Source organism: Listeria swaminathanii (assembly GCF_014229645.1).
Taxonomy (GTDB): Bacteria; Bacillota; Bacilli; order Lactobacillales; family Listeriaceae; genus Listeria; species Listeria swaminathanii.
This window is the reverse complement of the sequence record NZ_JAATOD010000001.1, coordinates 392,425-412,846: the sequence shown is the minus strand read 5'-3', so window position 1 is coordinate 412,846 and position 20,422 is coordinate 392,425. Positions and strand designations below refer to the sequence as shown.

Annotated in this window: 16 protein-coding genes and 1 tRNA gene; 6 read left to right on the top strand and 11 right to left on the bottom strand. The window is 36.7% G+C overall.

Going from position 1 to position 20,422, the window contains the following annotated elements; genetic code table 11:
• Window positions 1-31 precede the first annotated feature (31 nt).
• Window positions 32-1,852: a lipoteichoic acid primase LtaP gene (gene ltaP / locus HCX62_RS01975; protein WP_185636832.1), complete on the top strand. Its 1,821-nt coding sequence runs from the start codon at window positions 32-34 to the stop codon at window positions 1,850-1,852.
• Between the two features lie 43 nt (window positions 1,853-1,895).
• On the opposite strand, the gene HCX62_RS01970 is transcribed toward ltaP, so the two are convergent.
• From HCX62_RS01970 to HCX62_RS01950, 5 genes are all read right to left on the bottom strand, one after another.
• Window positions 1,896-2,546, bottom strand: a complete 651-nt coding sequence (locus HCX62_RS01970; RefSeq protein WP_185636831.1) for a transaldolase family protein — start codon at window positions 2,544-2,546, stop codon at window positions 1,896-1,898.
• A 144-nt stretch (window positions 2,547-2,690) separates the two neighbouring features.
• Window positions 2,691-3,419: a DUF2238 domain-containing protein gene (locus tag HCX62_RS01965; RefSeq protein ID WP_008947063.1), complete on the bottom strand. Its 729-nt coding sequence runs from the start codon at window positions 3,417-3,419 to the stop codon at window positions 2,691-2,693.
• Between the two features lie 95 nt (window positions 3,420-3,514).
• Complete coding sequence (locus HCX62_RS01960) at window positions 3,515-5,395, bottom strand: heavy metal translocating P-type ATPase (RefSeq protein ID WP_185636830.1); 1,881 nt, start codon at window positions 5,393-5,395, stop codon at window positions 3,515-3,517.
• A 265-nt stretch (window positions 5,396-5,660) separates the two neighbouring features.
• The gene (locus HCX62_RS01955) at window positions 5,661-6,578 is read right to left on the bottom strand and encodes an aldo/keto reductase (protein ID WP_185636829.1); all 918 of its coding nucleotides are present in this window, start codon (window positions 6,576-6,578) and stop codon (window positions 5,661-5,663) included.
• Between the two features lie 63 nt (window positions 6,579-6,641).
• Window positions 6,642-7,175, bottom strand: coding sequence for a DUF3267 domain-containing protein (locus HCX62_RS01950; protein WP_185503168.1), 534 nt, complete (start codon window positions 7,173-7,175; stop codon window positions 6,642-6,644).
• An 84-nt stretch (window positions 7,176-7,259) separates the two neighbouring features.
• Between HCX62_RS01950 and HCX62_RS01945 the strand changes: the two genes are divergently transcribed.
• From HCX62_RS01945 to HCX62_RS01920, 5 genes are all read left to right on the top strand, one after another.
• Window positions 7,260-7,349 (top strand) — tRNA-Ser (locus tag HCX62_RS01945).
• 489 nt (window positions 7,350-7,838) lie between these two features.
• Entirely contained in the window at window positions 7,839-8,474 is a 636-nt protein-coding gene (locus HCX62_RS01935; RefSeq protein WP_185636828.1) for a hypothetical protein, read from the top strand.
• A 748-nt stretch (window positions 8,475-9,222) separates the two neighbouring features.
• Entirely contained in the window at window positions 9,223-10,701 is a 1,479-nt protein-coding gene (locus HCX62_RS01930) for a DUF8370 family protein (protein WP_185636827.1), read from the top strand.
• Between the two features lie 262 nt (window positions 10,702-10,963).
• Window positions 10,964-11,185 carry a hypothetical protein gene (locus HCX62_RS01925; protein ID WP_185636826.1) on the top strand — a complete coding sequence of 74 codons (222 nt, stop codon included), beginning with the start codon at window positions 10,964-10,966 and terminating at the stop codon, window positions 11,183-11,185.
• A gap of 232 nt (window positions 11,186-11,417) precedes the next feature.
• Window positions 11,418-12,131 (top strand): NADAR domain-containing protein, encoded by a 714-nt coding sequence (locus HCX62_RS01920; RefSeq protein ID WP_260490791.1) that lies wholly within the window; start codon window positions 11,418-11,420, stop codon window positions 12,129-12,131.
• A gap of 61 nt (window positions 12,132-12,192) precedes the next feature.
• Here HCX62_RS01920 and HCX62_RS01915 read toward each other — a convergent pair whose 3' ends face one another.
• The 6 genes from HCX62_RS01915 to HCX62_RS01890 form a co-directional block, all read right to left on the bottom strand.
• Window positions 12,193-12,786 (bottom strand): class I SAM-dependent methyltransferase, encoded by a 594-nt coding sequence (locus HCX62_RS01915; RefSeq protein WP_185636825.1) that lies wholly within the window; start codon window positions 12,784-12,786, stop codon window positions 12,193-12,195.
• A 12-nt stretch (window positions 12,787-12,798) separates the two neighbouring features.
• Complete coding sequence (locus HCX62_RS01910; RefSeq protein ID WP_185636824.1) at window positions 12,799-13,215, bottom strand: Rrf2 family transcriptional regulator; 417 nt, start codon at window positions 13,213-13,215, stop codon at window positions 12,799-12,801.
• Window positions 13,216-13,328: 113 nt separating this feature from the next.
• Window positions 13,329-14,033 (bottom strand): HAD family hydrolase, encoded by a 705-nt coding sequence (locus tag HCX62_RS01905; RefSeq protein WP_185637986.1) that lies wholly within the window; start codon window positions 14,031-14,033, stop codon window positions 13,329-13,331.
• A gap of 427 nt (window positions 14,034-14,460) precedes the next feature.
• Entirely contained in the window at window positions 14,461-14,988 is a 528-nt protein-coding gene (locus tag HCX62_RS01900) for a cysteine hydrolase family protein (protein ID WP_185636823.1), read from the bottom strand.
• Window positions 14,989-15,049: 61 nt separating this feature from the next.
• The gene (locus HCX62_RS01895) at window positions 15,050-15,325 is read right to left on the bottom strand and encodes a hypothetical protein (RefSeq protein WP_070233003.1); all 276 of its coding nucleotides are present in this window, start codon (window positions 15,323-15,325) and stop codon (window positions 15,050-15,052) included.
• Window positions 15,326-15,420: 95 nt separating this feature from the next.
• Entirely contained in the window at window positions 15,421-20,157 is a 4,737-nt protein-coding gene (locus HCX62_RS01890) for a Cna B-type domain-containing protein (RefSeq protein ID WP_185636822.1), read from the bottom strand.
• Between the last annotated feature and the right edge of the window lie 265 nt (window positions 20,158-20,422).

Genomic DNA, 20,422 nt, shown 5'->3' with positions numbered 1-20,422 from the left:
GTCACAAAGCATGCTAGAAAGAGGAATTCAGTTGATTTTATTTTATTTTTTATTAATTATTGGTAAGTTCACTTTCGCCTATTTCCAGATTTTTAAAGATCCTAACTTCTTGGCACTTGGAATGGACCTGCTGTTTATCGTATTGCTTCTTGGACTCATTCATTTATTTGCACCAGTTCGCTCGCATATTTATTGGTATGCAGGAATGTCTTTATTTATCGGGATTTTAATGCTAGTTTGCGTTCTTTATGCCCGGTTTTATAATGAAGTTCCGACTTATCATAGCTTCTCTCTTATTGGCGAAGTTGGCGTAGTTAAAAACAGTGCGACAAGCTTGCTTAATGGAACTGACTGGTTATACATCCTAGATATCGTTTTACTACCATTTATCCTTTACTTCAACATAAAAAAAGGGCACGAGTTCCCGTCATTTCGTATAACTAGCCGCGTTTATGGTGTATCTTTTGTAAGTACTTTGCTTGTTTTAAGTGGTTTTACGTATTTCATGATGCAACAAAACATTATCAGTGACTCCAAACGAGCAAAACGAATGGGGATTTTCACGTTTAATATTAGCACCGCACTTACTGGCGCCGACCATGTAAAAGCCGCTGATATTACCGCCAAAAACGTCAACGATATTAAAGGCGTGACCGTTAACTCGAACCCCGATTATTTCGGTGCAGCCAAAGGTAAGAATCTTATCATTGTTCAACTCGAGTCGTTCCAGCGTAATTTAACCAATGTCAAAATTGATGGTCAGTCAATTACGCCAACATTAGATAGTCTGCAAAACGAAACAATGTATTCCAACCAATTTTTCCAAACTGTTTCTAAATCCAATACTGCCGATGCGGAATGGTCCGTTTATACCTCGACTTTCCCAAGTGGTTACTACACTAACACCCAAACTTATGGCGACCGGGTAATCCCGTCAATGCCACGCTTGCTTGGTAAAAATGATTATAAAACCGCGACTTTCCATACAAATGACGCTAGTTTTTATAATCGTGATGAATTTTATCCTGCTGTTGGGTTTGATAAGTTTTATGATCGTAAATTCTTTGGCGATGAAGACGTGATTGGCTTCTCTCCTAGTGATGAAGTGCTTTATAATAAAGCCTTCCCGATTTTAGAAGAGCAATATAAAAATAACCAAAAATTCTATGCGCAATTAATCAGCGTAAGTAGCCATATGCCATTTGATATTCCAAAAGATAAGCAAGAAATTGTTTTACCTGACGATTTAAAAGATACCGAGCTTGGCAACTATTTTGAAGCGGTTCATTATGCGGACAAACAACTTGGAGAGTTTATTCAAAAACTGAAAACTAGTGGCATTTGGGACGATTCTGTAGTTGTTTTCTACGGCGATCACCACATTATCAAAACCGACCAACTACCTGAGGAACAAAAAAAATACGTCAATCGTTCTACCGAGCTTAAAGCTGACCCGGCCGATGATTACCGTATCCCGTTCTTCTTGCATTATCCAGGCATGGAAAACCCCGGTGAAATCAACAATGTCGGCGGTGAAATTGATATTATGCCAACTGTGATGAATTTACTCGGTATTGATACTGGCAATCAAATTATGTTCGGTACTGATATCCTCAATTCATCGAATAATTACGTTCCCGAACGCTATACAATGCCAGAAGGAAGCTATTTCACCAATTCGTACATGTACCAACCAGACGAAAGTTTTGAAACTGGTGCAGCAACGAATTATGATGGCACTAACAAAGAACTTTCAACCGAAGTCAAGAAACGCTTCGACGCTAGCCGAAAACTCTTGCAGTATTCCGATAGTTACGTAAACAATTTACCATTACGTGATGAAGATAAATAAACAAAAGGAAGTATCCAGATATGCTGGATACTTCCTTTTTCACTCATTTTGGTAAAGCTAGATGATGCTCGTTAAATTTTTCAATACTTTCAAGTGCTAGTGGTTTGTTCATCATTTGTAAGAATAAGTCGTAGCTGATTGTAACGGTATCCGCCCCACTTGCTAGCGCCTGCATGATTTGGCGGCTATTTTTAAAACTCGCTCCCATGATTTTCACGTCTTCAAGACCTTGTAAATCTAGTACATAGCGCAGTTCTGCGATTGTTTTCGCGGCATCTAGTCCGCTCACTTCCATGCGATTGTAATATGGCGCTAAGTAATCAGCCCCAGAAAGCGCGGCAATGTAGCCTTGTTCGGATGAAAAAATGGCTGTGGCAAGAATAATTGCATCTGGAAACTTGGCGCGCACTTGAGCGATGACTTTCACACCGGCTTCATGAGCTGGAATTTTCAAACCAATCACAGTTCCTTGCGCTGGCTCAATCGCTTGAATTCGTACGACATCTTCCCAAATTTCATCTTCTGTTAGTCCGGCCGCTTGCACAAATACCAACTTTGCTGGAATGTTGGCAATATGCGTTTTTCTCGGTTGATTTTCCTTTAATAAAATAGTCGGATTAGTCGTTACACCTTCAAAAAACGAAAATTGAAGCGCTTTCTTTATTTCCTCTAAATTCCCCGTATCTAAAAACATTTCCTCACTCCTTCAAAGTTTTCTACTCATTTTAAGTGTAGAAAAGTTCTAAGATGCAGTCAATCATTTCACAGCCCCAAAGTTGTTGGTGTTTTTGTGCAACTAAAAAAGCATCCGCCAATACAAGCGAATGCTCTGTTGCTATTATTTTTTCTTCGGTTCTTTTTTCCAATTTTTTCGTTTAAATTCAAAGCGTTCCATCCAAGGTCGACCTTTTTTCAGTGCAAAATAGCCAACGATAACAATAAATAACGCGCCGATAATATCGACAATAATATCCGTCATCGTGTCTTCTAATGCAGCACGACCAGTGAGCGGAGTGCCGTTTGACAGGTTATAACGTTGCATATTTAGATTGAGAAACCCGTCAAAAGTATATTCATACACTTCCCAGAAAGCCCCCATCGTCACCGCGAAACAAAATGCAAATACAGCTATAAAGCCAGGTTTCAGTTTCATGACTACTTTGTCGTTAGCGTTAAGCAAGCTGACGAACGAAAAACCAATTGCCCCAAGCATCGCCCCACTAAACGTATGTAAAATTTTATCCCAATGTGGCACGGTTGAGTAGAATTTTTGAACAGTCCCAAGATAAATCGAGCCGTATAAAAAGACAATAAATAAAATGTACACAAGACCCGGTATTTCAAATTTGAAGCGACGTGCAATAATCGAAGGTAGTAACAAAATAAAAATTCCTAACAAAATTTCAAATAGTAAAAATATATAATCCCCTCGTAATGTCACATGTGGCCCAGTCGCCGGTTGCTTTATTGGTGCGGTGAAAATTTCGTAAATAGTAAAGACCACGGAAATCCCCATTGATGCAAAAACAAATAGTGCTATCCATTGTGTCCAGTTGATTTTCTTCATGCACTCATCTCCAATCTATCATGCAATACCCCTTTTTCCGCAAAAAGAAACTGCCCATCTATCTTAGACTAAGAATAGATGAGCAGTCAAATATATCAATGTTTTCGGTTTGATCTAAGAAGTCTAAGTCCATTTAAAATTACTAAAATCGTACTTCCTTCATGTCCCACAACCCCGAATGGCAAATTGATTAATTGGAAGACGTTTGCTGTGATGAGGACAAGAATGACCGCAATCGCGAAACAAATATTTTGCCAACTAATCCAGTGAAGCCGTTCAGAAAGCGTGTATGCGTAAGGGATTTTTTCTAGGTCATTTTTCATTAAGACGACATCCGCTGTTTCCATCGCAATATCCGTTCCCTCGCCCATCGCAATCCCCACAGCCGCATGAGCAAGCGCTGGAGCATCATTGATTCCGTCACCAACCATCGCCACACTACCATAAGTAGCCGATAGTTCTTTTAATACGTCTACTTTTTTCTCCGGTAGGCAACCTGATACGACATAATCCATCCCCAGTTCGGCTTGAATTGCCGCACCAGTTTGTTCATTATCTCCGGTTACCATAATCGTTTTAATCCCTTTCGCTTGAAGGGCTTTGATTGTACGAATTGCTTCCGGGCGGCAAGTATCTTTGAGAGCAAACATTGCTAAAACATCGCTATTTCGAGCAATATAAACAATCGTTTTCCCTTCACTAGCAAGCCGCTCAAATGCTCCATTTGAAAATGCCGCCGCAGCTTCTGTTCCGACAAAACCAGCCTTACCAACTTGCCATGTTTCCCCGTTATACTTAGCCTCTACGCCCCAACCGGGCACATCCGTAACTTCGATTTCTGCTAATTTTTCGGTGATTTCTGCTTCTAAGTCTTGCGTTATCGCCGCAGCTAATGGGTGCAAAGATTGCCGTTCCATCGCTGCAACCACATTAATGACTTGCTGTTTGTTTACATTTTCCGCGAATAATCGGTCCGTAAGTTCAGGAGTCCCATTAGTTAGCGTTCCAGTTTTATCAAACGCAATTGCCTTTACACCGCGCAGATTTTCCAAGTGTACGCCGCCTTTAAACAAAATCCCGTGGCGCGCACCGTTAGAAATTGCCGCTAAAGTCGCCGGGGTTACCGAAGCAACGAGCGCACAAGGCGAAGCAACCGTTAGTAAAACCATCGCCCGGTAAAACGTCTCATTCCACGACCACCCTAGAGCAAAATGAGGTAAAAACATCATCACTAACACAAATAATAGGACTGCTTTTACATAAGCATCTTCAAATCGTTCAATAAAACGCGCGGTTTTCGAAGGTTCACTTTGAGCCGTTTCCACTAAGCGGATAATCTTACTAAAAATCGTATTATCAAAAGTTTGCGTTACTTTGACCGTGATGGCACTGCTCACATTGACAGTCCCGCCAAATACGTCCGCTCCAATAGTTTTTGTCGTTGGCACCGATTCGCCATTGATCGCCGCTTCATTTAACGTTGTCGAACCACGAACAATCACCCCGTCAATCGGAACACTTTCGCCAGGCCGAACCAATACCATATCATCGAGTTGCAAATCTTTCGCTGCAACTTCCTCCAAATCGCCATCCGCAAGCAAACGAAAAGCTCGTTCCGGTTGAAAAGCCATTAATTTCGTAATTTCTCGTTTACTTTTATTCGTCGTATAAGCTTCCAACGCCCCACTAACAGAGAAAATAAAAATAAGTATTGCCCCTTCAAACCAGTACCCGATAATCGATGCACCAGTAGCCGCCAAAATCATCAAAAGCTCCACATTCAATTTTTTCGTTTTAATGGTTGCTTGAATTCCTTCTTTAGCTTGCTCAAAACCACCAATAATAAACGCACTCAGGAAAATAACTGCTGTCCAAAAGTCACCGACATCACTGCCGACTAAACAACCAATAATAATCAAAATCCCACTAATACCAGTCGTTACAAATTGCCAATTCTGCTTCATCCATGCTTTCATTATGCTCATCCTCTCCAAATGATAATGATTCCCATTATCCTAAAAAACACAAAAATCTGCTTTCGCAAGCGCGAAAAACAGATTAAACAATAATTATTATAATTAATTCTCAAGATAGGCGTCCCTAACTCACCATTTATTATAGCACTTCCAAAAAGATTTTTCAAACTAATTGATAAAATTGTTTTGTAATTGAGAATGAATTTCACTATCATTTCGTCGCACAAAAAAACACTTGGGCATAATGCCCAAGTGTTTGCATAAATCATGGTAATTGGTTGCCCGCAGCACGATAAATTTCGTACCATTCTTCGCGGCTAAGAGTTACATCAGAAGCTTTAGCGATATCCGCAATTCTTCCAGGGTTCATTGTACCAACCACTGTTTGGAAGCTTGCAGGGTGGCGCTGAATCCACGCAACAGCAATCGCTGAATTGGTTACACCTTTATCAGCAGCAATTTTATCGATTGTTTTGTTTAATTCAGGGAACTTGTCATTATCTAAGAAAACGCCCTCAAAGAAACCAAATTGGAATGGAGACCAAGCTTGGATAGTCATATTATTTAAACGACTATATTCCAAAATCCCGCCATCACGATCAAGCGAAGGATCAATCGTCATATTAACATTTAAACCAGTATCAATCATTCCCGTATGCATAATGCTAAATTGCAGTTGGTTGGCGATTAATTCTTGGTCGACATATTTTTTAAGTAGCTCAATTTGACCCGGGTTTTGATTACTTACACCGAAGTGACGAACTTTCCCACTTTTTTCAAGCTCAGTGAAAGCCGCTGCTACTTCTTCTGGTTCGAAAAGTGTATCCGGACGATGAAGTAAAAGTGTATCTAAATAATCTGTTTTCAGGCGTTTCAAGCTACCTTCCACAGATGAAATAATATGCTCTTTGGAAAAATCAAAGAAACCTTGACGAATTCCACATTTTGATTGAAGAATCATTTTTTCACGAATCGTTGCATTCATATCAATCGCATCAGCAAAGACTTCCTCTGATTTACCGCCGCCATAAATATCCGCGTGGTCAAAAAAATCAATGCCATTTTCAAGTGCTGTATTAATCACTTTGTTTGCATCTTCTTTACTAAGATCCGCCATTCTCATACATCCAAGCGAAATTTCTGAAGCTGTTAAAGCGCTATTACCAATTGTTATACGTTTCAAACCAAGCACCTCTTTCTAAAAGTATATCCTTATTCTAACACTTTGTTGTAATCGTTACCAAGGTTAACCTTCTGAATAAAAATTAATCCCTTTATCCGTGTCCTCAACAACGATCCCAGTCGGCTGATTAATCAAGAGAATGCAGTAATAAAAATCCCCCACGCAGCCAGATGTATGTAGCGCAAAGATCAAATAAAGAATCGCTTCATTCACACCAAGAAACCGCAGAAAAATGAATAAACCCGTAAGAACAATAAAGGGCGCAATCGAAATAATAAAAAATTGTGCTTTCGTATAAAATGCTCCCGGACTCCCCGCATAAGCCATCCCATTTTTAAACCCAAATTTTATTTTTGCTTCCGGACGAAATGCTTTAAAGAATATCCCGTGCACCGCCTCATGAATAACAATCGCTACTGCATAACCACCAAACATCCAAATGATTCCCATAAAACCATTCGTAATTGCAAAACCGCCTGAAAAAACAATCCCTAAAACAGTTAATACGAGCACAATAACGATGGCAACAATATTCAAATTCATCACTAACTTTTTATTTTCCAGTAAATTTATTTCTTGAACCAATTTTCTTTCCATTTAGCCCGCTCCTTTTATAAAAAACACTGGTATTTTCGTTAATTTTATTATACAATACTTCTTGTCGGCATTCTATGTCACAGTGGAGAAATACCCAAGTCCGGCTGAAGGGGACAGACTCGAAATCTGTTAGGCGGTGTATGCCGCGCCGGGGTTCGAATCCCCGTTTCTCCGTTTATAGACACATGTCTAGGGCAAAGTCTTGATATATCAAGGCTTTTTGTTTTTTCCTAGACGTTCTAATTTCAAACAAATTCAAACTTATGGCATTTATTTTTTGACCAAGGCAATTTTATGGGTTAGTTTTAAAGTACTTCAAGTACGAAGTGCTTATTTTATTTTGGAAAGAAGGTGAAAAGATATGGATAGATCTATTGAAAATGCTAACCAAAATTATGATAAACCTTTTCTTTACGGTGTTTGGATATTAGAAGAATTCGCACAAGCAAGCCCACATACTTATAAGTGATGGTTCCAACATGTTAAAGACTATCCGGAACAGGTGGAGTTCAGTAACACTAGGCTACAATATCATTTCGAAAAAATGGGTGTTTGATTCAGCAAAAGCTAACGACTGGTTACTTAAAAAAGTTATTTATAAAACAGGATAAAAACTACTTATCTACATAGTAGCAAAAATTAAAATGGGAGTTGAGAATATACTTGATTAAGAAGTTATTTATAAAACTGTATAGTAAAATGTGGTATTCAGTTGTATTGTCTTTGGGAATTACTTTTATATATTTTGTTGCTGTTTTTTCTTTAAAGTTACTATCTGAGAATTTATCTTTAAGCTTCTTCTATACTATTAGTTCAATATATTCAATTTTAATAACGATATTAATGATTGGATTAATGATTGCACCTTCATACAAATTAACTTCAGACTATTTAAACGAAGGCGTTGATAGAATAATTACTTTTGAAATCCAAGCTTTTGAAATTAATAGTAAAAATACTTATAAAAAACAGGATACTTATAGGAAACTTAAAAAGATTAAAACAACTATAGCCAACTTGACTACTGAAGAAAGACTTATACTTCTAAACTATTTTGAAGCAAAAAACAGCTCCCCTATTCCAGCATATTTACCAATTATATCGTCATTTCTTTTAGGAATATTAGGAAGCTCTATAACAGGATACTATAATGACTCTCCTTTATTAATGCTAGGTATACTTTACATAGTTGTATTACTATTTGGAGCACCTGCTGTTAACTGGATACAGGCCACTAGACAAAGGAATCTCACAGAACAATATATTATAAATACAATCAAAACAACTCTCAACAATTAAACTGAGGGTTGTTTATTTAATTCCAAAGTATCTTCTATATATTTTTTAAATTCATTATTTCCCCAAAAACCAAGCCGAATACCATCTATTCTTCGAGTCATTAAAATATAATAAATATTTAGGACAAATAGGTGCACTCTTTTGCATTTTCAGGATTCTTACCTTTTTAGAGAATTTTCCATTTGCATTGAAGAAATGCTTCGGCTCTCCATATGACTGTCCATTTTCATCCACTTGAATATAATTTCCAATCAAGACACCAAATTCATTCAAATTGAAGATATCCAAATAAGACATCCCTATGCAAACGTAGCACTAATTGAGCTGGATTCAGCGGCATGCAGAAGAAAGCCCCATTCCAAAATAGTAAGAAATAATGTAACTATTCCGGAATGACTTGCAGACATGGCAGAAGATGAACAAATCAACTTCTCCCAAAATCTAACTGATGTCATTAAAGAAAAGCTAGGTGTATAATAAAAAGTCCTTAACCAAATCAAGTTAAGAGGCTTTTTATTTTAATTTTCATTCAAACTAAGATATTAAAATACTTTTAAAAATACCAGTACTACAGCTCAATTTATTTAAAAAGAAGCGAGTATTTTAATAATTTATTCTGTTCTTATCTATTTTTCAAATATATAAATAAAATTGTTGTGTCTATCGAACTATAATAATACAATTTTTTTGTTATAATTAAATATAAAGTTTTATTAGTTTATTACATATAATCGGGAAGAGGTTGAATATGAAAATAAGTGAGCTATGCAATTTAAACAGAAACCAAAATGAACTTGACTTTGTTGATATTGATGTTGACAATGATATGCCACTATTTTTAGACCCTTATTTTTTATCAATAAGAACAGATAGATGGTCTCTATCTGCGCACAGAACTCTTGAAAATTTTTTCCAATATATGCTTCATCTATTTAAAAATAATAAAATAAATGAAGCACAACAAAACTTTAGATTTACTGAACCTAGTGAAACATGCTTGGGTCTCTCAAAATCGGGTACACAGGGAAAAAGTATAGGTGATGGAGACGCAACAAAGCTATTCAAATACATTATTGATAGTGGTGTAATGGATAGTGGGTTAGTGTCACATGTTAATGATATAAAAATTTTTGTTGATAATATTTCCCATGATAAAATTTCTGATTTGACAACAAATGTCATACGAAAACATTTAATTCAATATACACAAAATCAATGCCAGCTTCATAACATTGAGCTAACAAGATCCATAGCTACAAGGGAATATTGGGATATACACTCTAAAACTTGGATTAATAGCTATGAAGATATGCTCGTTATCAATGACAAGCCTATCCTGCTGATTCCAAAATCTATAGTGTGTCGAAAACGTGGGTATGCTTATGATTCATCCCAATACGCTCGACATTTTGTTTTAAACTTTTTGGTTAACGAAGAGCTCCGGATGAATACCAGCCTTGTACGTGAACAAACTCTAAAAAGCGGTGCTATTAAGCGCTTTGTAAAAAAAGATGACGCTGCAACTAAATATGGTGCATATAAAAAAGAATTCCTGAGGTGGTTTACATCTCAATATCCAGATTTCTATGAAAAGTTTAAAGAGAGTGCAAAAAACAGGTTGACAGCTTTAACAAATGAAGAACTCATTGACAATTATACAAATGATTTTTATTCACAAATAATTGATAGTTTGATATACGGTTTTAAAGAAATAAAAACAGGATCAAAAGATGCTAATATATTCCATGAACACATTATCGCTACAATGACTTTTCTATTTTATCCTAGCCTAATAAATCCTGTAAAAGAAAAGGAAATACACAGCGGTAGAAAAAGAATAGATTTAGTATATGATAATGCTGCAGAAAGCGGTTATTTCTTTGGACTATCTACTGTTAAGGATATACCCTCCAGCTATATCTTTGTAGAATGCAAAAACTATACTAAAGATATAGCTAATCCAGAACTTGACCAGTTAAATGGAAGATTTTCACCTAATCGTGGGAAAATGGGATTCATGGTTTTCAGAAACTGTAGTGATGAAACAGCATTATTTCAAAGGTGTTCTGATTATTATAGTGACAACAAAAACTTAATTATTCCCTTGCAAGATAAAGATTTTCTTAAGGTGCTTAATCAACTAAAAGTTGATTTGGATAATGATGTTAGTAATTCTCCACAAGAGGAAATGCTATATTCCTTAACTCAGAAAATTATATTATCCTAAAATTTTATAAAAACACCACTATATCTTAAAATTCATACTTCCTGAGATTAATGGTGTTTTTATAAGCTTCTGATATTTTGCTTGCCCATCAATAGCAAGTTTCGGAATCCCACATTTTAATAAATCGCCTACTTTCCAACCGTGAGGCGAGATACCAAAATGTGGCATCGGAATATACGCCCAAGAAATACAAAAGTTGAAGAATCCTTTTATAGTATCAATGATGTTTTTAACACAATTCTTAGCTGTCTCAAGTGGATTCATGATAGCATTTTTAATTCCATCCCAGACAGAACTTGCAACAGATTTAATGGCGCTCCACGCACTCGAAACAGTATTTCTCATACCATTTATCGCATCAGATATAAACGGATTTAATGGAATTCCAAATGGGACTAATCGTATCTTTGATGCTATTAAACACGGATTTTACACCGTTCAAACTGGTCGCCATAATGATGAATTAAAATACCATCTAAGTTAACAAGGCTTTAGCAAACAGTATTTATATCTGTTATGGTTCGAATCCCCGTTTCTCCGTTCAAAAAAGGTTAGTTGATGTTCAAAAAATTATTGAACATCAACTAACCTTTTTTATTTTGTTTACGTTCCCCCAATTAACTCGTAATTGTGCTAGACTGTAGGAAATAAGAATTCAGCATGAAAGGAACATCACTATTTCATTACACAATAAAAACATCCTGCCACCTCTCTGGTTGGCTTATCCAGAAATTGAACGTTATTCCATTGGATGGCGCATGGGATACGGCGAAGATTATCAAACTAAATTTTTTGAATGGTGGGAAACTCTTTCTTCATCAGAAAAGCTAGAATACCAAACCCTATTTCCAGAACCTATCACTTGGGATGGCTGGTGGGAAGATAAGCACCCAGACGAAATTATTTCTCACGGAGACTTTTATGTGCCAATCTGGGAACAATCTGGCTTACCTAAATATAACTTGAATCAAATGCAAAATGAAAATCAGCCTGAACTTTACTTATTTGAGAATTGCTACTTCAGCCATTGCTGGATGGAAGAATTCTCCGTTTCTACTCAAAAATACTGCTGCATGGAACAGTTTATGATAGAGCAAAAAGTTTTAGAAACAAATTCGCTAGAGCAAATTCAAGCACTTGATAAAGAAATACAGCCATTTGACCAAGATATTTGGGACAAATTCAAATATGCTATTGCGTTATATGGAAACTGGAACAAATTTAATCAAAAGCACATTTTAAGAGATTGCTTACTTTCAACAGGATATAGCATTTTGATTGGGACAAGTTCTAGTGACTCTCCCGATATGCAGAATCGGCTGGAATGGCACGGACAAAATCTTCTAGGATTGGCACTAATGGAAGTGCGGGATGAACTCCGTCGCGTGTGGGAGAACGAATCTTTATGTGATTGGAATTTAGTAAAATAATACAGTGAAAAAAGAGTAGGTTTAACACCTACTCTTTTTGAAAACGATATACAATTTCGTACTACTTCTTCTCCGCAATACTCACATACATGCCCTCATCCAACTGCCAATTCTTCACCACTTCAAACCCAAATCCCGCAAGCTCATCCTTCAATTTCTCCGCCGAAATTTGAATCTCCATTGGTGGACCTTTCAATTCAGTCCCTTTCGTATCAAATTCCAAACTCGCAAAATAGCCGCCCGTTTTCATAACTCTACTCACTTCATGTAAAACGTCCCCAAGTGAATCCGCTTCATGCAACACAAGCGATGCAAGCACAACATCCACCGAACTGGTTTCAAGCGGAATATCATCCATGCTCGCTTCTAACGTCTCTACATTAGCCAACTCCGCATCTTTCGCCTTCTCCTCAATTAACTCCAACATTTTCGCATCTAAATCTAATGCAAAAACAGTATTATCAACCAATTTTGCAGCTGGAATCGTTAAAAATCCTGTTCCCGCCCCTAAATCTAAAATGCTCGCTGTTTTTTCGATTGGCATAGCTTTCAAAAAGTCCTCTGGCGACAACACTTCGCTCCGTTCTGGTCGATCCAAATAATCTACTTTTCGTTTAAACCCGGCTTCCCCGTGGTGATTATGATGATGCTTCATTTTAGCACTCCTTTAATGTTGATGTTTTTCAATTTCTACGACAATACTGCCTACTGTCTGCTTGCTTAAATAGTCATCCATCTGTTGCTCTGCCTTATTCATCACTTCGCCAATCAAGCAGTTTGGCTGGCTTTCGCTATGATTTTTAGGATCACAATGGAAAAATGCACCCTTCCCTTCAATTGCTTGAATGACATCTAGAAAACTAATGCTACTTGCAGGTTCTGCCAGCTTATAACCGCCATTGACGCCCGTTACTGACTCAACGTAGCCAGCTTTTACTAACATCGTTAACACCTTAGATAGATACGTTGGTGATACATTTTGCTTGGTCGCAAGTTCTTTCACACCAACAGATTTTTCTGGTGATAAATTCGCTAAATAAACCATCGTATGTAGCGCATAATTCGTTGCTTTCGAGAATTTCATATTTTCACCTTCTTAATTAAAGACTTAATGACTCTATAATATCTCCATTAACTAAAATTGTCAATTCATAACTAAAAAACCTTCTCCCAAAAATGGAAAAAGGTCTTCAATAATTAAAATATCTCCTGTAAAAGCGCAAATAATTTTTGCTCATTTTCAACACAATAATCCGGGAGGTATACTGCATCTTTCGGCTCCAAATATCCTCGTCTGTTCAACCAAATCGAGTGCCAGCCAGCATTTTTCGAACCGATAACATCATTTTCAAAAGAATCACCAATATAATACGTTTCCGCACCATCAATTCCAATTTGCTTTGCTACTAGCTCAAATATTTTTTTATCTGGTTTTTCAATCCCTACTTTCCCAGAAATAAAAGTGTTCGCAGCTGGAATCCAATCGTTTATTTGTAAATCATTTATTTTATGTTGTTGGTGTTCTTTCGGGCCATTCGTAATAATTCCCATCGTTATTTTGTTCTTTTTAGCCCATGCAAGAATTTCTTTAATCCCTGGCGAAAGTTCGATTTTGCGCTGGTTTTGTTCGTAGGCGTGTTGAAATGTTTCTGCTTCTTTTTTCGTAATTTGGTAATCAAAATCGCTTAGCGCCTGCGTAATCCGATAAACGTGCATTTCTGCTTTCGGCATTTCTCCTCGGACAACGCGGTGATACACTTCATCACTATAAAATCGACTTTTAATATATAAATTTTCGATTTTCAGGTGGTCTGCTTTTCCAAAAACAGTTTTAAATGCGTTTTCAAATGGTTTTAGTTGGTCATAAACTGTATCGTCAATATCAAAAATTAAATTAATCATCATTTCCTCCTGCAAAATTCACTCCTTTTACTCTACCATTAAATCGAATTAGTACCATTCTGCCACTTAACATCTCTATCACATCTTTATACTAGTTGCGATAAAATGATTTAGAAGGCTTGCTCCTAATTCCATGTTAACGCCCTGTAAGCACTTCCACAATTTACATAATACGAAATATTTTTTACAAAAACTACAAGTCTAGCTATCTCCTTTTCTAAAATTCAATCTAAAACATTAACTAGTTCACTGTTTTATTATAACGGTTGCTAGATTTACCAACTAGACGACTTTTATGCAATTTGGCTAAAGAAAAACCGATCCAAGAATTTCTTGAATCGGTTTTACATATCACTTACTTTTTTTAGTACTGTTGTTTCCAAAAAAAGAAAGAAATTGTAGCTTTATACAATTTCTTTCTAATTTATCAGTTATATTCCATTTCTTTAATCGTTTCTTCCATAGATATGCAGGTCGCGTAACGGCCAGGCCACATCCATTCATTATAGTACTTATAACTATTCTCACCAGACATAAAGTGGTTATCTTCCGTCGAATTAGCATGGGCGGGAACGATCATGTGGAAATCATGTTCAAAACCACATTTCACCGTCGCGTCGATGCAAAAATCCGTTTGCAACCCTGCTACTACAATTTTCTTCGTACCTTTTTCTTTTAAGTATTCAAGTAAGCCTGTTCCTTTAAAAGCGCTATTTACGGTTTTATCAAAAATTCTTTCGTCTTTAGTTGGTTGGAATTTTTCGTAAATATCGAAGCCTTCTTTTCCTTCTGTAAGTTCTGTATTAGGTCCGTCGTCATGTCGTATATAAACTATTTCTATTTTATTTTTCCGAGCAGTGGCGATTAATTGTTCTATATTGGGTACAAGTGAATCGAAATTATACAGATTATTTGTCATAATTAATTTTTGTGTATCTATAACTAATAATATCATTCTTCCAGACCTCCGTAACTGCTGTTTTTATTATTTCCCCATTATATCATAGGTTTTCGCTTCATCCAGCTGTAGGTGCAACGTATGCCTTCCAGCCGCCAATCATTTCGTCTTTCTCCGACTTACTTAATAGTTGCATCCCGATGACTTGATTGATATTCACAGCTAAGCCTCGGCTGAAACGATTTACTCTGCTAGCTGAAACACAATTGATATACACATCGTTTAAGCGAATAAGCTCTCCTTTTGTTTCCACAATTCCTACAATATACCCGATTGCTGTTACAAGTAAAACTGGCTCGCCGACTTCGATTGCTTGCAGTAGCTCTTCCTTCATCATGAAGCCCCCTTATTTCATTTCTATCTGTATACCCGATTTTAACTTTATTCAAAAGAAAACCGACCCAAGCTTACTTGGATCGGGTGTTTTCTTTATTTGGCACTTTTTCTTCTAAGATGTAACCCTAAGAATAACAGTGCTAATCCACCAGCAAATAGCAACATACCATTCGTATCACCAGTTCCAGGTAATTTCTTCGTTTTACTTGGTTTATTGGTAGAATGTGTATCTTTTGGTGTCGTTTTTGTTACTTTTGTATTCGTTAAGTCCATGCCTTTTACTTTTACACTATAGCCAGATACTTGTTTTTCAGATACGGTATAGCTGTATTTTTTACCTGTTTTGTCTTTCTCTGGAAGGTTGGTAAAGCTGTATTTCCAATTCGATTTTGCTGTTACTTTGATTGGTGTTCCGTATGCTTTCCCATTTTGTAAAAGTTGTACTTCGATGGAGTCTGGACGTGTTTTTTCATTGTCTCCCACCCAAGTTTTTGTGCCGCTCGCTGAAGTTGCATTTTTCTCATCGGTTACTTTTGTGTTGGTTAAGTTCATTCCATCTGTCGTTGTTTTGTAGCCTGGAACTGCTATTTCAGCAACGGCGTAACGATAATCTTGGTTATTAGCATCAGCTTTAGGCAAATCTTTAAAGCTGTATTTCCAGTCGTTTTCTTTCGTTACTTTTACTGGATCGCCATAAGTTTGTCCATTTTGTAAAAGCTGGACTTCGATAAAGTCTGGACGGTCTTTGGCAGTGTCATTTTTCCATGTTTTTTCACCGGAGACAGCGGTTTTTGGTGCATCTATTTTCGTGTTGATAACATCCATTCCGTCGACTTTTGTTTCATAGCCTGGGACTGCTTTTTCTACAATTGTGTAGTTGTAAGCCGCTCCATCATTGGTTGTTTCTGGTAGGTTTTTAAATTCGTATTTCCAGTTATTAGCTTTTGTAACCGTTACTGGGAAACCATAATCTTGACCATTTTGTTGCAATTGAATTTCAATAGATGCTGGACGATCGTTTTCTGTATCGTTTTTCCACGTTTTTTGGCCGTCAAGATTAATCATTTTTATATCTGGTTTAATCAATGTGTTATTAATATCAAGACCTGTGACAGCACTTGTATAGTTAGAAACTGTATTTTCTAAAACTGTATACGTGTATTTATTTCCATCTGCATTTGTTTCTGGAACATTTTTGAATTCATATTTCCAGTCATCTGCTTTTGTAACAGTAATTGGGCTACCATAAGCTACACCATCTTGTAAAAGTTGTACTTCGATGGAATCTGGACGATTTGCTTCTGTGTCACCTGTCCAAGTTTTCGCTCCATTCACATCGATCATTTTTACATCTGCATGGTTATCAATAGTAGCTGTTGCTGCTCCGTGATCATCATTTGTGATTTCAAGCCCTGTTTCTGTGCTATTTGGAATGGATAAGTTACCATTCGCATCGCTCTTCACTGTCACTGGATACTCTTTATTTTCATTTGATTCATAACCAGTTGGTGTCTTTGTTTCAACTAGAACTACTTTCCATTCTTGATTTTTAGAAGTTGTTTTATAGCCATTCGGGATGAAATTTGCCGCGCCAGAAGAGTCTGTCATAATAATTTCATTACTATTTGTATCTTTGACCGGTTTCGTTAAATCTGCTTTTCCATTTTCATCGGCATAATAAGCTTTGAATTCATAGCCTGTCAATGTGGTTTTACTTATATCATCTTGTTTTAGAAGGTTTAAGTTTAATGGAACAACAGTAGCAACTTCTGACCCTGCTGCTTGGTTAACTAGTTTCGCTCCATATTTCACTTTTTGATAATTCACTTTGAAAAGAACGTTATATAGTTGCATTTGCGGAATGTCAACTGGATTTGTGATATCTAATGTGTTCGCCGTTGCTTTAGCTTCTACTGCATATTTATCCGCAGAAAGTGGCACAGGGTTTTCAAGCTCCCCGTCAATTTGGAAGCCCGTGTTTGGATTTGCCTCATAACCATTTACTTCCACATTAGAGATAGATTTAAAATTATCTGCAGCAATAACATCTCCAATGTTTATCGATGATTTATCAAATTCATAGGCACTTCTTACTCGAATTTTATAGCCAACTGATAAATTACCGTCTGCATCAGGAGTAGCAACATTATATTGGCTACCACTAAGATATGCATTTGTTTTATTGTCTAAAACATATTTTTTTGCATAAGCAGTACCGCCGCCAGCATCCCAGTACATTTCGCTATTTTCATAAGAAGTAATAACTTTATCGTTGTAAGTGTATGTTGCTTTATTTTGCATGATGCTGCTGTAGTCAATTTCGTTTGGATCAATAACCACAATCATATACACTTTATACGCTGCTTTTGTTTCACTATACATTGGGTCAGCTGCTGGTTGACCAAAATTAAGTGTTAATGTACGCGCATCTTTTGTTACGGAACCAGTTACACCCATTTTATCCGCGTTATTTCCGAAATACCTTACTCCAACGTCATTTAAAGTGGAATTGGCAATACAAACTTGTTTTTCGGAATATAAGCCTTTTTGATAAACAATAACATCTTGTCCGTCTGCATTTGTAAATTTCGGTGTACCTTCAAATTTGTTCGTTGTAAACCCATAAATATGTTTATTACTAGAATTTAAACCAGCAATATCATATTCAAGCATTTTCAACCCTTTTGGTAGTGTATCTGTGAAAGAAGAATTTAGTGTATCTTCTACTCCTGATGGGTTAATATTCATTTCATAAACCATGTATGTTTTCGGTGAAGTAATTCTGCCATCATCTGCAAGAGGCGTATAGTCCTTGAGTGCAGAACCCATGATGTCGCTACCAATCATATTGCGTGCTGTTTTTTCTGCATCAGCTGCCGATAAACGTGTTTTTTCAAACACTTTTCCTTCTGATGGAATTACTTCTGGTGTTTTAATGAATGTGACATAATCAAAATCGAAATCATCTTCATCTTGTAAAGTCGCTGTTGATTTAGCATTTTCTTTTACAACATGTGGTTTTTCTTTTTGGAATCCGTCAATTGGTTTTATCGTGGAACCATCGACATTACTGATCAAATCATTTCCTGGATTCATGTCCGGCGTCGAGTCCACATCGGTAATTGCTCCGTCTAAAGTAGATTCTCCGCTAAAGTTTGAAAATGAGCCAATTTCTCCAGCCATGTAAAAATCTACAGCACTATAAGTCCCATCTTCAGGTATGCCCATAGCTTTCATGTACATTGTTGCAGTTTTTGTTGCACCTGATGCCATACCTCCAGAAAGTGTAATTGAGTATACTTTTATATCACTCCAAACACCACCGCCACTAGGCACAGTTGTTTCATATTTCCATTTATCATTAGCAGTTTTGAAATCTGATGTATCATTATTAAGTTCATAACCTGCTGGTACATACGCATACACGACAACATCTTTTGTATAATTCCCTTGATTAATTGCGGTATAAGTAACGCCAACTGTGCTTCCTTCTGAAATAGAAACGGGCGTAGTTGTGCTACTAACAGCGCCAATATATTTATTATTTTTATCATAGGTTGAGCTGATTTTTGTCGTAATTGCCATGTCATAAACATCTTTCCCACTTGGCGTTATAGAACCAGATTTACCTTCGCCACCTTTAGTCGGGCTTTTAGTAACGTTAGTCAAATCTTTTGTAGGATCAGTTACTTTTGCTGCAATCGTTCTATAAATACCGCCACCATTTTTGGAGATAGTCTGAGCTGGGGAAAACGGTAATTCGTATCTAGTTGCACCTGGTGCAAGATTTGTTTGGTCTGCAGAAGCTACCCAGCCGCGTTGAAGCGAAGAGCCAGATGCAGTTGATAAAGCCTGCCATTCCGGTGAACCTTCCGTAATAATGGAAAAGCCTGCTGGTAATTCATCTATCATTTTTTCTAAAACGGCATTTTCTCCTGAATTGTTCATTGCATAAACATAATAGAAAACTAAATCATCTTTTTCAGGTGTATAGTTTGTAGATGAAGTAGCTACTTTAACATATTTCCCAGTATCTTTGTCTAAACGCCAAGCCGAGTCAATTGCTTTAGATGCGGTTAGTACACCATTATCTGTATCGGGAGTTGGCGGTGTCACGGGGACTTCAATATTACTAATATCTACGTCTTTATTATCTTCAATTACAATAGCTTTATAGTCTTCTTTTGTTATAATTGTAGTACTTATTGTTGCAAACATATCAAATTTAGCATTAGTAAGCGGCTCATCTTCATATTTTGCTAAAGCTTCCGGACTCTGATTAAATTTGAGCGTGTAACCAATGTACTCGACACCATTTATTGTTTTTGTTCCAATCGAGTTTTTCATTGAGTCGTCTGTAAAAACATTTTGTCTCGGTGTTAATCCATCAATTGCTGGATTAACAAATGTTACTTTGTCTCCTTGGAAGAAGTCTTTTTGTATCCAAAATGTATAAGTCTCATTCAAGACTGCTTCTGAATAGGATGGGATTGCCAAACTTACTGAAAACTTGAGTGAGTCTCCTGGTGCATAAGTTTCTTTTGTATTCCCGTTTGCGTCTGTTACTTTATTTGTAAAATTCCAGTCAACGGAACCTTTTAGTAATTGCTTTCCATTTACTAGATTTTTAGTTGTCTCTTTATTGTCAGGTAGAACGGTTGTTTTGTTTTCATCCGCTACTTTTTGATCATCTGGTTGTGCTATTTGTTGAGTTGTTTTTGTTTGGTTTTCTTCTGCTCCGGCGAAGATATTAGACCACGGAACCAGTTGAAAAATAAGCGCAACCGCAACCATTACAACGAATACTTTTTGCCAGTTGTGTTTTAGCATGATAATTCTCCTTTTGCTACTAATTATTGAAATTACCCATAGTAGACTTTTTTGCTCTACATTGAATAGTTTTCTTAAACGTATCATACTCGCTAGAATGGCTTTCTGGAACAAGCCAATCAGACAAAACTGCCTATATAAAAGAGAGAATTGTGACATTTCCGCCATATTTAAAGCCCGATTACGTGTAAATAAGTGTTAAAATTATACCCTTTTTAATGAACAAACTTGGTTTCCTTTGATATAATTGAAAATAGTTTTCTCG